The sequence below is a fragment of the Prosthecochloris marina genome (genome assembly GCF_003182595.1).
Lineage (GTDB): Bacteria > Bacteroidota > Chlorobiia > Chlorobiales > Chlorobiaceae > Prosthecochloris > Prosthecochloris marina.
In genome coordinates, this window is the sequence record NZ_PDNZ01000001.1 from 328612 (window position 1) to 342850 (window position 14239).

Genomic DNA, 14239 nt, shown 5'->3' on the forward strand with positions numbered 1-14239 from the left:
TGTTCATTATATCCTCGCTCCCGTCAACTTGACAAAAACATCCTCGAGACTCGACCGGCGTATGGTCAAACGGCCCTGAAGGCCGGAAGCGACACTGTCGGCTTCCCGACGGTCGCAACACATAAACTGCTCAAGTCTCCCGTCTTCGGTTATGGTATCGACAACATATTCTCCGACAAGCTTTTTCAAGCCTTTAACCGTATCGAAAGCAACCATTTTCCCTTTCGACATGATACCGACCATGTCACACAGTGCTTCGGCTTCCTCGATGTAATGCGTCGTCATGACAACGGTGCGCCCGTCCATACCGATTTTTCGGATGACATTCCAGAAATGACGCCTTATCTGCGGATCGAGACCGATCGTGGGTTCATCGAGAAACAACACTTCCGGATCGGTCAGGAGTGCCCTTGCAAGAAGCAATCTGCGCTTCATGCCCCCGGAAAAATCCTGAACAACTCTCTCCCTGCTTTCATCGAGCTCAACAACCGAGAGCACTTCAGAAATTTTCTTCCGTAGTCCGGCCACACGATGCAGAAGCCCGTAAATCAACAGATTTTCATACGCACTGAGCTCCCTGTCAAGATTGTTTTCCTGAGGTACGACGCCGATTCGCTCCTTGATCGAAGCAGGATCGCGTGTCACGTCGAATCCCGCGACGGAGCAGGCTCCGCCGGATGGATCGCTCAGCGTGGTCATCACCCGGATCGTCGTTGTTTTCCCAGCCCCGTTCGGTCCCAGGAGCCCGAAAACCGTACCCGGCCGAATCCGGAACGAGAGACCGTCGACGGCGATGATCGAGCGTCCTTTCTCTCCGTAAGATTTCCTGAGTTCCGAAACTTCTATCATGCTCTGTTTCTCCTGTGTTCAAGTGCAGAAAGTTCAGCGCAGAACATCCGACTCCGAACAGGAAAGGCAGGCACAGCCGGAATCGAACGCGGTAGGCCTGATGGCTGGACAACGAAAACAAAGGCATCACATGCCCTGAAAAAATATCTGTCTATCATTGGATATCTGTAGTAACATCAAACATGAAAATTTCGAAACATTTTCAATCCCTGGCGTTTTCCGGTGACGATCCGGTAACATGCGCCTGATCGAGCAGAAACCCCGGGAAGTCGGGTGTCTCTCCCCAGTAGAGATGTACATAGGATGCAAAGGTGTTCCTTACTCTGAAAACAGCGGTATCGACAACCCTGCCACGTGCGGTCTTTATTTCAGCCACATTGTCGAGATGCCCGATTCCGCCAAGACTTGAATAGTGAAACTCATGCCCTTTGAGCTCCCTCGCATATCCTGCTGCGGAAAGATCGACTTTTCTGTACCCGAGATGTAAACGCGCATCCCGCATGGTGGTCTCGAGATCAAGAGCACCGCACATTTCATGGTTCACTCCGTCTCTCCCGGTTATCGAGTTCCCGAGATACATCATTCCACCGCATTCGGCATATGTCACGCCTCCCCGGAGAGCGAACGCTTTCACCTGCTTTCGCATCCCGGCGTTTTCAGCAAGCCTTTTCGCATAGAGCTCCGGATACCCCCCGGACAGATAGAGCATATCGGCATGGGGCAGTATCGCGTCATCGAGCGGGCTGAAAAACTCGAGTTTTCCATATTGACCGAGAATATCGAGATTTTCGGCATAGACAAAATTAAAAGCTGCATCACGTGCCACAGCGATGACGGCATTGCCACGACCGATGCAGGAAGAGCGCGGAAAAGGCCGGGGAATTTCTACGCTGCAAAGTTGCACTATCTTTTCCACGTCAACTGTTTTACTCACATGATCAGCCATAGCGGCAATAGCCGATTCCTGATCCACGTCCGGCGCGATATTCAGGCCGAGATAGCGGTCTGAAACAGCCATCGTTTCATCCCTCGGGACATAACCGAGAGGTTCAACCCCGACATCATGGCAAGCCTCTTTCAAAAACTCATAGTGTGACAACCTGTTGACCCGGTTGAAAATCACTCCGGCAAGACGAAGCGAAGGATCGAAGTGTTTGAATCCGTAAAGAAGCGGAGCCACAGAATAGGCAACCCCTTTTGCATCGACAATGAGAACAACCGGGATACCGAGCATACCGGCAATCGCGGCACTGCTTCCTTCGGACTTGACCGAACCGTCAAACAACCCCATAACTCCTTCGACAACAGCGGCATCGGCTTCAGCACAGTGCTGAAGGAATACTCCCTTCACATGATCTTCGGAAGCCATGAAGATATCGAGATTTCTTCCCTGCCTGCCTCTCCCGTCAAACCTCGAGGCCAGTGTATGGAGATAGGTATCGAGATAATCGGGGCCGCACTTGAACGGCTGGACATCCACGCCTTTCCGCGCAAGAATGCGCAACAGTGCAAGCGTCAGAGTAGTCTTGCCTGTATTACTGGAAGGAGCCCCCAGCAGAAAAGCCGGTTTAATCATGAGTATTATCCCTCACGCCGCCACTGCATACCTTTCCAGTGATGTATCCAGTCCTGTTTTTTCTTTCACAATTCCTGCCGGTACATTTCTTCATTGTCTTCTTTCTGTTCGGATGTATTCAGAATACCTGCCGATGTTGAAAAAAGCTCTTTAACGGGAAGAGTATGCTCACCGATAAAAAAAACTGCCGGCGTCTCGATATCCTGTTCCCTGATGACATCACCAATGGTCTCGAGCATTCCCGTAATCACTTTCTGATCACAAAGCGAAACTTTCGATACAATGCTTACCTGAAGGGATACAGGTAAACGAGCATCGAGCAAACGGTTGACAATTGTCTCAAAATTTTTCATCCCCATATACATCACGACCGGACTGCCTTCCCTGAGCAGAGCGAGAACACCCTGAAACTGCTCGAATGAATAGCTTGCCGTATGACCGGTACAGAACAACAGGGAGCTTGTTCTGTTTCGTTCGGTAACGGGAATCTGCAACATATTCGCAGCAGCAAGACCTGCGGTTATACCGGGAATAACCTCTGCCTCGATGCCTTTTTCCATGAGAGCCCGTACCTCTTCGACACCCCGGCCAAAAACAAAGGGATCACCCGCCTTGAGACGAACACAATACTTTCCTTCCAGAGCATAGCCGATCATCATTGCATTGATACGCTCCTGTCGTTTCTCCTGGTCCTGACCGTCACCACAGCGCTTACCGACATTGACGGTTTCTGCATCATCCGGGACAAGCTTCAGTATTTCCTTTGAAATCAACGAATCATGCAATACGACATCGGCATCCTGCAGCCGTTTTAAAACTTTTAGCGTAAGAAGTTCAGGATCTCCCGGACCCGCACCCGCGATAGTTACAATTCCTTTTTTATCGATCATAGAGCTGTGCTGTCTATTCGAACTGTCATAATAGCTCTGGAGATATAATGAATTTCACTGTTTTCCGAGCAGGAGACCATAATCGAGCCTGTCATAAAAAGTCTTCTGTCTCAATCTTTCGATGTCGAGCGTTACCGAGCACCCTTCACCGTTTTTTGACGATACCTCTGCCCATCGGTAGTGCCCTTCAGGCGGCTGGCAGATAAATGCACGGTTATTGCCAGAGACGGCAAGTCCCGTCTGCTCGATCGAGCGGGCACCGAGTACCCGTTGATCATGATCGTTCAGGCAAGAAGCCGAACAGACAATAAGATCACACCCTTGTTTTGCACAGGCGATCACCATCTCCGGATGGTACAGTTCATCCTTGAAAGCCAAAGCAATTCTGGCATTGTCGAGATCTATAAAACAATGCTGCCCATACTTTTTCGATCGGAGAGAGAGATTACCGTTTTTCTCGGCAAATGCAATTACCGTGCTTCCGTCTTTTTCAGAAACAACGCCCGTACATACGTTTACCTGACTTTTTCGGGCTGCAAGAGCCAGACGATTCAGTACGTCTTCATTATCTCCGGCAATACCGGCAGGAAGCACCAGCAACGCTGTTTTCTCTCCACTGTATGCATCTACCGTTTCTTCAAGTCTATCACCGGTGAAAAGTTCTTCTGCAGGAAAAGAGCGAGAGGCAACACTCATCTTCGCCGCTTCAGGAAGCTTGTAATAGCTTGTCAAATCAGCGGCATAACGCATATCGAGATACATCGGAGTATAGAGCGAAGGTTCCCTCGAACGCAGTTGCGTTTCACGACAGGAGGGTAGTTTTCCACCTTCAAGGGGCAAATCTGCAAAAAAGATATCCGACGTACAACTGCATGACTCGAGGATTTTCGTACCGTCAGGCCCGTAAATACAGGAATAGGCATCCTCACACGACATGGTTTTATCCTTCCCCGACCGGTTGCAGGCAGCAAGGAAAAAGCCGTTTTCTTTCGCCCTGACCTGCCAGAGCTCTCTCGGATCAAGAGATCCGCCTGGCCAATTGGCCGGTACAAGCAAAAGATCAACTCCGTTCAGGGAAGACATCCTTGGAATGGCCCCGTAATAGGTATCGGAACAGATCAAAACGCCAACCCTCCCCCAGGGGGTTTCAAAAGAATTGCGCTGGAACGACGTTCCGGCACATGCCCAACGGACCTCAGCCGTGACTTTCCGGTAATTCAACAGCAGCGCTCCATCAGGACCGATAACGGCGGCAGCATTGTAATAGATATCGGTCCGCTCATCTTTTTCGGGATAACCAAGCACGATGAAACAGCCGTAGCGTGAAGCCACCTGTCGTAAAGCCGTCACCGTGGACCCCTCTTGTGATTCAACCAGGCATGCTATTTCATCGCGTGAACCGAAGCTATAACCGGAAACAGCAAGTTCGGTATTGACAATAATCCTGGCACCATTTTCTGCCGCCCTCTCGTTGAACAGGACCAACTCGTCACGGTTCCGCTCAGCTTCACCGTGCACGACGTCGAGATGGACAAGGGCGAGTTTCAGTCTTTCCATTTTTCACTATAGCCAAGCGCACACGAAGCGTACACGAATTCCAGAAAATCATGATTGTTCATACTGACAGGTTCCAATGACAGTATCCGGGAGAAATCGGCATAACGTTCAACACGATGAGAGATCCCGGTGGCAAGCTGCGCTCCGTGCATGATAAAAATCTCCCTCATGCATGATTGCGGAAGAATGCCCCAGGCCACCTTATCCCGGGCGTGCACCAGCGAACATGATGCCCCGACCGCTACGGGGTCACGATCGAGGCTGTTGAAATTACGCCTGAAAACCGCTGCCGTTTCTTCCTGTAGCCTGCGGGCGATGGACTCTGTCATATGCTCACGACCGGCGCCGAAACGCTTGATATGCTCCAGGATGGAACGCTGATTGCCGGGAGTCAATGAATTCTGCAATGCAAGCGTCTTCCTTATAGCTCCTGAAACAGCTGATCCTATAAGTTCTCCGAGTTTGGCATGCTTGCCTGCACTTGTCAGCGGCGTATCGCCGGTCAGCGCACAGGCCACAGCGATCTGATCCGTACCGGTTCCAGTCGCAAGACCATCGGAATACCTCGAGGACACCGCAAGTTCCTGCAAAACGGCGGTTTTGGCTTCAGTCACGGTCATGATGGTTCGGACCATGGCTCCACGTGTCAGCTCCCGATTGATGAGCAGTATGGTGTTTATGGTCCCATGAGGCTCTTTTCCGCCTTTTTCAAGAGGTTCGAACACACCGTCCTGTTCCCAGACAGAGGCAGGATCCCCGACCCTTCCGGCGTTACCTTCAACCCCTCCGGTACAAATCGCGGTCACTTCCAGATTCTTGAACGACTTCGTTTCGATAGCGGCATAGTTCATGTTTGCCGCCGTACCGAGAGAAGCTGTTTTTTCAGGAAGCTCGAAACGCTCACACAATCCCTGCAAATAACGTTCAGGAGCCGACAGTACGGTTTTGAGTTCTTTTCTGCTGTGGCCCGCGGGCTCGCAAGACTGATGATTGAATAGACATTCGAGATCCTCATGAATCCCGCCGTTCACTCTGCAGGTTGAAATCACCCTGTGCGGCCTGTTGAATCGCACAATCAGCATTTTTCGCTCCCTGTGAACCTCTGCTGCACCGTAGTCGCCCAACTTCATATGACAATACTCCTTTTGCTTCATCGTCCCCGGCTTTCATCGCTTTTCAAGGCGCCTGTAATATTTCAGGGTATGGTCCGGCAAGACTTCGGGATGAAAAATAGTGATAAGATCGGCAAGTAAAACATGCGGTTCAACCATACCGCTATCCCAGAAACGGTTCCGCCCGTTTTCAAACCGATAGTTATTGTTGTTATATACCATTCCTTTCTTGACGGAACTGAACAACCGGTACCGTTCATCGATTTCCAGCAAACCGTCGAGATCGGTTACCCTGAAATGGGTGTTCACCCAAAAATCCGCTTTCATGCCGGCATCCATGGCAACCTCATGGCTCAGAATATGCCCCCTATCGGTCTCCTGACCTCTGAAAAGATATTCACTCCCGGCATGTTCGAGCATGGTGACGAACCAGCGAGAAGACCCCATGATCGACCATGCGCCTTTCCTGCTGTACCCGGTTATTACCGAAGGCTTCCGGGTTAAATGTTCGGCTGTTTTCTGGACATCGAGGTACGCCTGCTCCTGCTTTTCGAATATACTGGCGGCAAGCGAATCTTTTTCAAAAAAAGCCCCCATGAACTTGATCCATTCAAGTGCACCGAGAGGATGCTCCTCGAGTGACGCACAGAAAAAACCCGGACGGAGTCCGTAGGCCATCATTTTTTCAAAGATGTCGGAGGATGCGCTGGTCACATTGACAAAAGCGAGGTCAGGATCGATCTTGACCAGGGTTTCCATGTTCAATCCACGCATATAACCTGTCACCGGAAGCGCTCCGCTGTCTATCATTTTGTGCACCCGGTCCTGCCCGATTCTGCGCTTTCCGGAAACCCCGGCTATGGCATCGAAACAGTCGAGCATTTCTATCAGCGATACATGAAAACCGTTTTCACAGGTCACCCGCTTCAGGGGAATTCTGACCACTGCGGCCGTTCCTCTGTCTTCAGGGACCGATCGGTCATGCGGCACAAGCAAATATGCATAATCGATACCGATATCCGTCCCTTCCGGAGAAAGTACCTTTACCAGAGTACAACCGTCATCGCGCTTCATGATGGAAAATCGACTGGCATATTTGACCGTTTGCATCTTCGCTTTCCCGTCGGCCGTCACAGCCTGTTCATCCGATACTGAAGAACAAGACGTTCCAAGCAATGTGGCCATCAGAGCCAGAAAAACGATCCAGCCCCCATATCCTTGCATCACGGCTCTCATGCTACGATCTCCGAGTCTGTCTTGTTCTTTTTGATACAGCTGATGACGCTGCCGATATCCTGAATCTCGAACGGTTCACCGCTTTTTCCATTATAATAACGCCACCAACGGTTACCCCTGTCCTCCGAAACCTCTATCCTGCAGGGCAATGATGCATCGATGACAACTTTGTAACCGATCCTCTCGAGCGCTCTTTTCGTCCAATAAGCAAGGGTTCCTTCTCCGACAAGACCTATACAACCCTCGTGGTGCTGATTTATCCTGAACGAACCTGACTCCCGATCAAACTCGAATCCGTTACGCTTGAAGGCTTTTTCGAGTCTACCGTCAAGAATAAGCTCTTCAGGCATCCCCGAGATCATCTCGATGTTTTTTCCACTCTCTTCTGCCTGAACGGGACTCATCAACCAGATCCTGTCAGCTGCCTGAAGCGCAAGGTCGAGTTCATGCGTAGACATCACGATAGATTTCCCTCGCTCTCTCGCCAGTTGCTTCAAAAGACGAACGACCTCGATGCGATTGGGAAGATCAAGATGAGCGGTAGGCTCATCGAGCAGAATAACGGGTGTATCCTGGGCAAGTGCACGCGCAATCATGACCTTCTGGCGTTCACCGTCGCTCAGATCACTGATGTGACGACAAGCGAACCGTCGTGTACCGGTAATGGCTATGGCCTCCCTGACAACGGTTTCATCATCCTTTGAAAGCTTCCCCATCCAGCCGGTATAAGGATAACGGCCAAGAGCGACAAGGGCATACACCGAAAGATTACCGGTCATGACCCTGTCGGTAAGCACGAGGCTGAGAAGTCTTGCCGTTTCTTTGGTCGAAAGCCTTTCAAGAGATCTGCCATCAAGGGTCACATGTCCACCGAGAGGCTTCTGTACACCGGCAATGGTTCTCATCAATGTCGATTTTCCAGACCCGTTGGGCCCCAGCAGACAAACCAGCTCCCCTTTGGCGAGGTCGAGAGACAGATTGTCCGCAACAACTTTTCCGGGATACTTGCGACCATGCTTTTCCGCTTCTTTGACAAGGCGACGGTTCTGATATCCGATCGCCAGATCGTGAGTCAGTAACACTTCGTTCTTCATGCAAACGACGACTTGAGGTTTCTGTTCTTCATGATAACCCAGATAACGACAGGAGAACCGATCAAAGCGGTAACGGCATTGATCGGAAGGGTGGTCTGGCTTCCCGGCATCTGGGCGATGATATCGCATACCAACATCAGAATCGCCCCGACAAGGCAGGAACTGGGCATAAGAAAACGATGATCGGAAGTATTGAGAATCGATCGTGTCAGGTGGGGAACGGCTATACCGATAAAGCCTATAGGGCCGCAGAAGCCGGTTACGCTTCCGGCAAGCAGACTTGTAGCGGCAATGACGGTAATCCGGACATAGAGCGTACTCATCCCGAGACTGCGCGCGTAATTCTCTCCGAGAAGCATGACATTGAGAGACTTGGACGCAGCAAAGGAAATCATGAGCCCTATGCCGACTACGATTGCCAGAACATACAGTTGGCTCCCCAGCACACCGCCGAGACTGCCGAATGTCCAGATCAGGTAATCCTGTATCTGTTCAGGTTCACTGAAATACTGCCAGATACTGATGATCGATATCGTGATATTTCCAACCATGATACCGACAATGAGCAGTACGATATTATCCTTGATCCGCACCGCTATCCCCAGCACGATAAGAAGAACGAACGCAGCTCCAAGGGTTGAAGCGACAACGATGAGCCAGCTCCCGCCAAGCCCGAGCTGGCGGATGGCAAAGGCATTTGCTGCCGCGCCGGATGCCAGCATGACCATGGCCACTCCAAGGCTGGCACCTGCCGAAATACCCAGTACAGAAGGTCCTGCCAGAGGATTTCGGAACAACGTCTGCATCTGTAAACCACTTGCCGACAGTGCCGCTCCGGCGATGACGGCGGTAAGCGCTTTCGGAATCCGGATATAGGTAACGATCTTTTCCCAGGCTTCGTTCTCTGAACCTTTTCCGAACACGATATCAATAATGTTTCCAAGAGGTATTTTTACCGACCCGAGTGCAAGGTCGAGCATAAAAAAAAAGGCCATTATCACAAAAAGCAGAGCGATCAGACTGTTTTTTGGAGAAAGAAGAGGCCAGGAATGTTCCGGGCTTGTTTGACTGTCCACCTTTATGCCCATCTACTGTATATGCCTGTAAAAAGTTAACGAATCATCTCCATTGCCCCTCTCCGGGAACAAGTCCGGATGCAGGATCCTGATCAAGTCTCCCAATACCCTGTCGGGCCGTACAGCCCCAAGCTCCCAATATGCATTCCCTCCTGCCGGATTCAGTAACCGGTTATTGTTGTACACTTTGCCAGATCGCACCGCGAAAAAATCTCTGAACCGAATGTCTTTGGCAAGCAGTTCATCGAGGGACTGAACCGTTCCCGGATTAAGCCAGAACTCCGCTTCAAGGGCGACCGGGTAAATAGCCTCTATATCCATTTTGATGCTGCCGGTCTTTGCCCTGTTTTTCCAATGATAATCCGCCCCTGCGTCCCTGAGAAAACATGCCACATAGCTGTTTCCTCCAGGCACGAACCACGCGTCCTTGAAAGGCATCCCTGTAACAACCGACGGACGGTGGGAAAGAGTGTCGGTAAGTGCCTTGAGGGCATGATAAGAGTGCTCGATATCCGCAAATTTCTCGACGGCAACTTCCTCACGACCGAGCAGAGCCGCATACAGCTTCAGCCATTCCGCTCTTCCGAGGGGAGATTCCTCGAGCCATTCAGCAACGACGACAACAGGAATTCCAGCCATTACCAATGCCTTGTAATCGGTCTGCCTAGCAGCGGGAAACGCTGTCGTCACTATCATTTCAGGATTCAGTTCGAGAATTTCTTCCACGTTGGGACTGAACGGCATACCGATTTCCGATACGGCGCCTTTCTCGATCCGCTCACGTAAGGATGGAGTATTGACATAGTCGGGTCGGGCAATACCAATGATCCGATCGGCGCATCCAAGCAGATCGATATAACCAACCTGTGTTGTCGAAAACAAAGCCACACGCTCAACGGGAGTCCTGACCACCACATGCTCATCGAAACCGTCAGGTAAAGGAGACTCCTTGGGAATCAGCAGATAGCGCAACGTGTCTTGGCGGCCATCGAGATCGACGATGACTCGTAAAGTCTTGAACCCCTCATGATCGTACAGGGAAAAACCTTTGGCGTAGGAAAGGGGAACGTCAACGGACACAGCTTCCTGTTTCGGGTGTACTTCCGTTTCATTGCTGCATCCACTCAACCCGGTGGTGAACACAACGGCGAAAAGAGAGATAGCACATCGCAGAACACCGGAAAAACGATGATGCACCGAACCGGTAAAAGAAGAACGAAATATATTCATATGTATAGTCAAGTTGCTTTAACCCGAAGCGATAGCGTATTAGGGCAGGTCTTCTGACTTTCCCGGTTCCGACAGCCTTCCCGTTCCAGTAGCCCGGAACAGTGACATAAGGGTGTCTCTATTTTTTGTCATGAGCGATTCAAGTGCAAGGCGAACGAAGTACAGAAACCGGAGTGTACACAGAGTACATGAGGATTTCGAGCACCGCTCAACGAAGCAATTGAAGCGCGGAATAAATAAATAGAGATACCCATAATTATCGAAACACATTATCGGCATATGCCGATGCGGGATTACAGCAGCGGGTACTGTTCCGGACTTTCACCGGATTCCCTTTTAAGCCCTGTCCAAACAACCAGGGCACCATAACGTTGAACAAAGTATACAGAAAACAATCCATCGTTTCAAATGCTTTACAAATATTAAAGGCACTGCTGACGAAACCTGTTTTTTTAATTGAACAAAAAACGCATATCACACTGATATATCATTCATAATACTCCACATACCGCTCAAAGTCTTCTCGTTTCGGGAACGAAATGGCCCCTGCGGCACATACCTTTTCACATGCGGTACAAAGAACGATACAGTTGTACGGCTGAGTCACCTCCATTTTCGGGCGACGGCGCAGCCCTTCCACCTCACCGGATGCAAAGACCCCTTTGGGACAGAAATCATAACAGGAACAACAACTGTTGCAAGCATCCGGCTCGATAGTCGGGTACCACGCAATCTCCTTGCGGGGAACAGTCAGGCGTCCACGCCTTCTTTTTTTCGCAGTATCACTCATCATTTCATTTTTTCATCTTATGTAATCAAGCAACTCTGTCAGCCCTCCCCCCTTTTCAGGGAGGAAGCACTGACGGAGAATAAACACAGAGCATCAGAACGATATTGTATATCCAAGTCTGGCAAGACGTCCGGGCTCGTAATAAACAAAACGGCTGCTTGCATCTTCGACGAGATTGCCCGTTGTCTGAATCTCAGTGTCGAAAATATTTTCTACCGCACAGGTAACATAGCCTTTGCCGACCTTTACTTTTCCGGTCATATCGAAAGCGGCGTAATTCTCGAGATCATCTTCCCTGCCGGCAAGGATCCGGCATTGCAGATCGAGATTGAAAGGCAATGTCGCATAGGAAACCGCAAACGTGTTCTGGAACTTCGGTCCGGGCTGGTACTCATCTCCATCTGTGTTTTCAGCTACCGGGTATGCCCAGTAACCTGCAGAGGTAAACGAGATATCCGAAAGGAAATCGTGCCTGTCTGTGAAAGGATACAGCCCCAGCTTCCATTCAACTCCCTGGGAATTATAGGATCCGGCGTTGAAATAGTGATACGGTCTTCCCTGTGAACGATCGATCTCGATCTTGTCTTCATAGGTCATATAAAATCCGGCAATTCTGGCAGATACCGATTTGCAATCCCACTTGAACCCGGCTTCATAGGTCCAGCCTGATTCAGGCTGCAGATCAGGATTGCCAACGACCACACGACCTTCATAATAAAGCTGTGTGAATGTAGGAGCCTTGAAAGCCTTGCCAGTATTCGCGAAAAGATTCAGGTTTTCATTGACCTTCCAGGTAACCCCCGCGCTTGGAAGAAACGAGTCATAATCGGTAGAGCCCTCTTCATTGTCTATGAACTGCTCACGCACTCCGAGCGTCAGCAGAACATCCTGCTTGAAATCCTTTTTGAACTCGGCGAAAATTCCGTAATCGTCCCGTTTTTTTTCACCGTAATTGTTTTTGTAATCGGCAAAACGATGAACATAATCCGCACCAGCCACAAGCTCAAAACCTTTTCCCAGAGTAAAGCGGTAATCACTTTCGGCACCATAGTTATAGTTCAAACGTTCCTTTTCTTCATCGAACACGTTATCCACATAATCTTCTGTAATACGTTTATCGTGCATACCGAACAGCTTGCTCCGGAACCGCTCACCCTCGTAACGAAGGTTGAGAAAGTGAAAAGAACTTTCCTGATCGGTTCGTTCCACCTTGCCCGAATCGTACAGATCGATGAAAGCGGTCTCATACCATGAGTATTGGTAATCGATATAGGTGTTCTCGAAGGGTGATGCATTGACATTCACCATATACTTATCCGTTTCTCCAAGAGCATTCGTATACTTTTTCGAAAATTGCCGGCCGACATCGTCCAATTCGCCAAGGTGCTGATATCGAAAGCCTGCGGTAATTCCGGGAAGACTAAGACTTATACCATGATTCATCCATTCTTCATTGCCGAATTCCACAGAAGCCGTTCCTGTTTTTTCCGATACCGGCTTCTTGGTAACGATATTGATCACTCCAGCCATTGCATCGGCCCCATAAAGGGTTGAAGCCGCACCTTTAAGCACTTCAATACGCTCGATCTGTTCGACAGGTATGCAGCTCAAATCATATCCCTTACTTGATGCCTGCTGAACCGGTGATCCGTTAATCAGAATGAGTTCACCATCTTCTATACCCCGAACATACACGGCGCTGTTCATTCCCTGCTTGTTGATCCCAATGGGCGCAAGGGATTTATAGCCCAATCCCCCTATTCTTCCAAGCGCCTCCATCACATTCGTCGCACCGGTTTCTTTCAGCTCTTCACTATCGACAACCGTAACGAAACGGGAGCTCTCTTTTTCTTTCACCGGAAATCGGGTAGCGGTAACAACCATCTCATCACTCGTGTAGGATGGGGTGATACCGTCTTGCGAGAAACCTTCTGCCTGAAGTGTGTACTGAGAGAAAACACACGCCATTAGAAACACAACAATTTTTTTCTTCATCTGTCGACCTGTTATCAGTTTTAAAAAAACAACTGAACCACAGGGTTGTCCATCGGCAATAAGCAAACAGGATGAGGAACGTTACACTGCCAAAAACCTGAATCTGCCCAAAAAGAGCGCATCGAGTTTCCGGGATTTCCCGGCGAAAAACAGAGATACCGGAAAAGAATGTGAATTGACAGTTTGATACATCATGAACTTCAGTGCCTGAGACTATAAACCCGTAGTCTGATTTTTTTGCAAAAACATAACTGGCAGGTCTCCTGACTTTGGCGGTAAACTACTGTTGGCAACCTTCCCACGTTTTCCGGGCGGAAACATCGCAGTGATTGACAACAACCGTTTTTTCAACATATGAAGCCATATATTGTAAAAACAGTAAACCGCTTTACAGTTGCGGGTACAGTGCACGAATTTCACGTACTTCCCTATTCTCCGGCTTTCAAACCGGCACCAGTTACAAAAGAAAGAACAACATGGTTTGTAGTTACGAAAAAAAACATATTCTACAAACCCCCGACTTTCAAAGATTTTCTTGTAAGCGTCGGAATTGAAGCCTCTTAACGATCCGCTCATTTATCCAACGAACGCAGGGATTCACCGACATGATCAATCCAGATAACGGCAAACTCATCGAATTCAGCGGTCCCCTTTAAAACAGGCACACACGCTATTCCGGCACGAGTCAATATCGATACCCACGAATCATCTCCATCGCCGGCCATATCATTTTTCGCATGATCACCGGCGACCGACATGAAGGGCATCAGATAGGCTTTTTTGATGCCCTTTTCAAGCAGCAGCTCCTTTAGCAGATCCACCTCAGGGTACCCT

Annotated in this window: 12 protein-coding genes and 2 riboswitches; all 12 genes read right to left on the reverse strand. The window is 49.7% G+C overall.

Annotated elements, in window-relative coordinates; genetic code table 11:
• Nucleotides 1–6: 6 nt before the first annotated feature.
• Nucleotides 7–849: an ABC transporter ATP-binding protein gene (locus CR164_RS01520; RefSeq protein WP_110022144.1), complete on the reverse strand. Its 843-nt coding sequence runs from the start codon at nt 847–849 to the stop codon at nt 7–9.
• A 202-nt stretch (nt 850–1051) separates the two neighbouring features.
• Complete coding sequence (locus CR164_RS01525) at nt 1052–2425, reverse strand: cobyrinic acid a,c-diamide synthase CobB (protein ID WP_110022145.1); 1374 nt, start codon at nt 2423–2425, stop codon at nt 1052–1054.
• Between the two features lie 65 nt (nt 2426–2490).
• Nucleotides 2491–3315 (reverse strand): uroporphyrinogen-III C-methyltransferase, encoded by an 825-nt coding sequence (gene cobA / locus CR164_RS01530; RefSeq protein ID WP_110022146.1) that lies wholly within the window; start codon nt 3313–3315, stop codon nt 2491–2493.
• 54 nt (nt 3316–3369) lie between these two features.
• Nucleotides 3370–4872 carry a nitrilase-related carbon-nitrogen hydrolase gene (locus tag CR164_RS01535; protein WP_110022147.1) on the reverse strand — a complete coding sequence of 501 codons (1503 nt, stop codon included), beginning with the start codon at nt 4870–4872 and terminating at the stop codon, nt 3370–3372.
• Nucleotides 4860–6026, reverse strand: coding sequence for an adenosylcobinamide amidohydrolase (locus tag CR164_RS01540; RefSeq protein ID WP_239994422.1), 1167 nt, complete (start codon nt 6024–6026; stop codon nt 4860–4862). The genes CR164_RS01535 and CR164_RS01540 overlap by 13 nt, the downstream gene beginning before the upstream one ends.
• A gap of 12 nt (nt 6027–6038) precedes the next feature.
• Nucleotides 6039–7208, reverse strand: a complete 1170-nt coding sequence (locus CR164_RS01545; RefSeq protein ID WP_239994423.1) for an ABC transporter substrate-binding protein — start codon at nt 7206–7208, stop codon at nt 6039–6041.
• A gap of 8 nt (nt 7209–7216) precedes the next feature.
• Nucleotides 7217–8314, reverse strand: a complete 1098-nt coding sequence (locus tag CR164_RS01550; protein WP_110022150.1) for an ABC transporter ATP-binding protein — start codon at nt 8312–8314, stop codon at nt 7217–7219.
• Nucleotides 8311–9402: a FecCD family ABC transporter permease gene (locus CR164_RS01555; RefSeq protein WP_110022151.1), complete on the reverse strand. Its 1092-nt coding sequence runs from the start codon at nt 9400–9402 to the stop codon at nt 8311–8313. Before CR164_RS01555 ends, CR164_RS01550 begins: the two co-directional genes overlap by 4 nt.
• The gene (locus CR164_RS01560; RefSeq protein WP_110022152.1) at nt 9403–10620 is read right to left on the reverse strand and encodes an ABC transporter substrate-binding protein; all 1218 of its coding nucleotides are present in this window, start codon (nt 10618–10620) and stop codon (nt 9403–9405) included. It abuts the gene before it with no gap.
• A 26-nt stretch (nt 10621–10646) separates the two neighbouring features.
• Nucleotides 10647–11003, reverse strand: a riboswitch (cobalamin riboswitch).
• Between the two features lie 104 nt (nt 11004–11107).
• Nucleotides 11108–11413, reverse strand: coding sequence for a 4Fe-4S dicluster domain-containing protein (locus CR164_RS01565; RefSeq protein WP_420820785.1), 306 nt, complete (start codon nt 11411–11413; stop codon nt 11108–11110).
• A 90-nt stretch (nt 11414–11503) separates the two neighbouring features.
• A complete protein-coding gene (locus CR164_RS01570; RefSeq protein ID WP_110022154.1) occupies nt 11504–13405 on the reverse strand; it encodes a TonB-dependent receptor plug domain-containing protein in 1902 nt (633 codons plus the stop codon).
• A 236-nt stretch (nt 13406–13641) separates the two neighbouring features.
• A riboswitch (cobalamin riboswitch) is annotated at nt 13642–13878 on the reverse strand.
• Nucleotides 13879–13977: 99 nt separating this feature from the next.
• Nucleotides 13978–14226 carry a sirohydrochlorin cobaltochelatase gene (locus CR164_RS13285; RefSeq protein ID WP_275068353.1) on the reverse strand — a complete coding sequence of 83 codons (249 nt, stop codon included), beginning with the start codon at nt 14224–14226 and terminating at the stop codon, nt 13978–13980.
• Nucleotides 14227–14239: the final 13 nt, after the last annotated feature.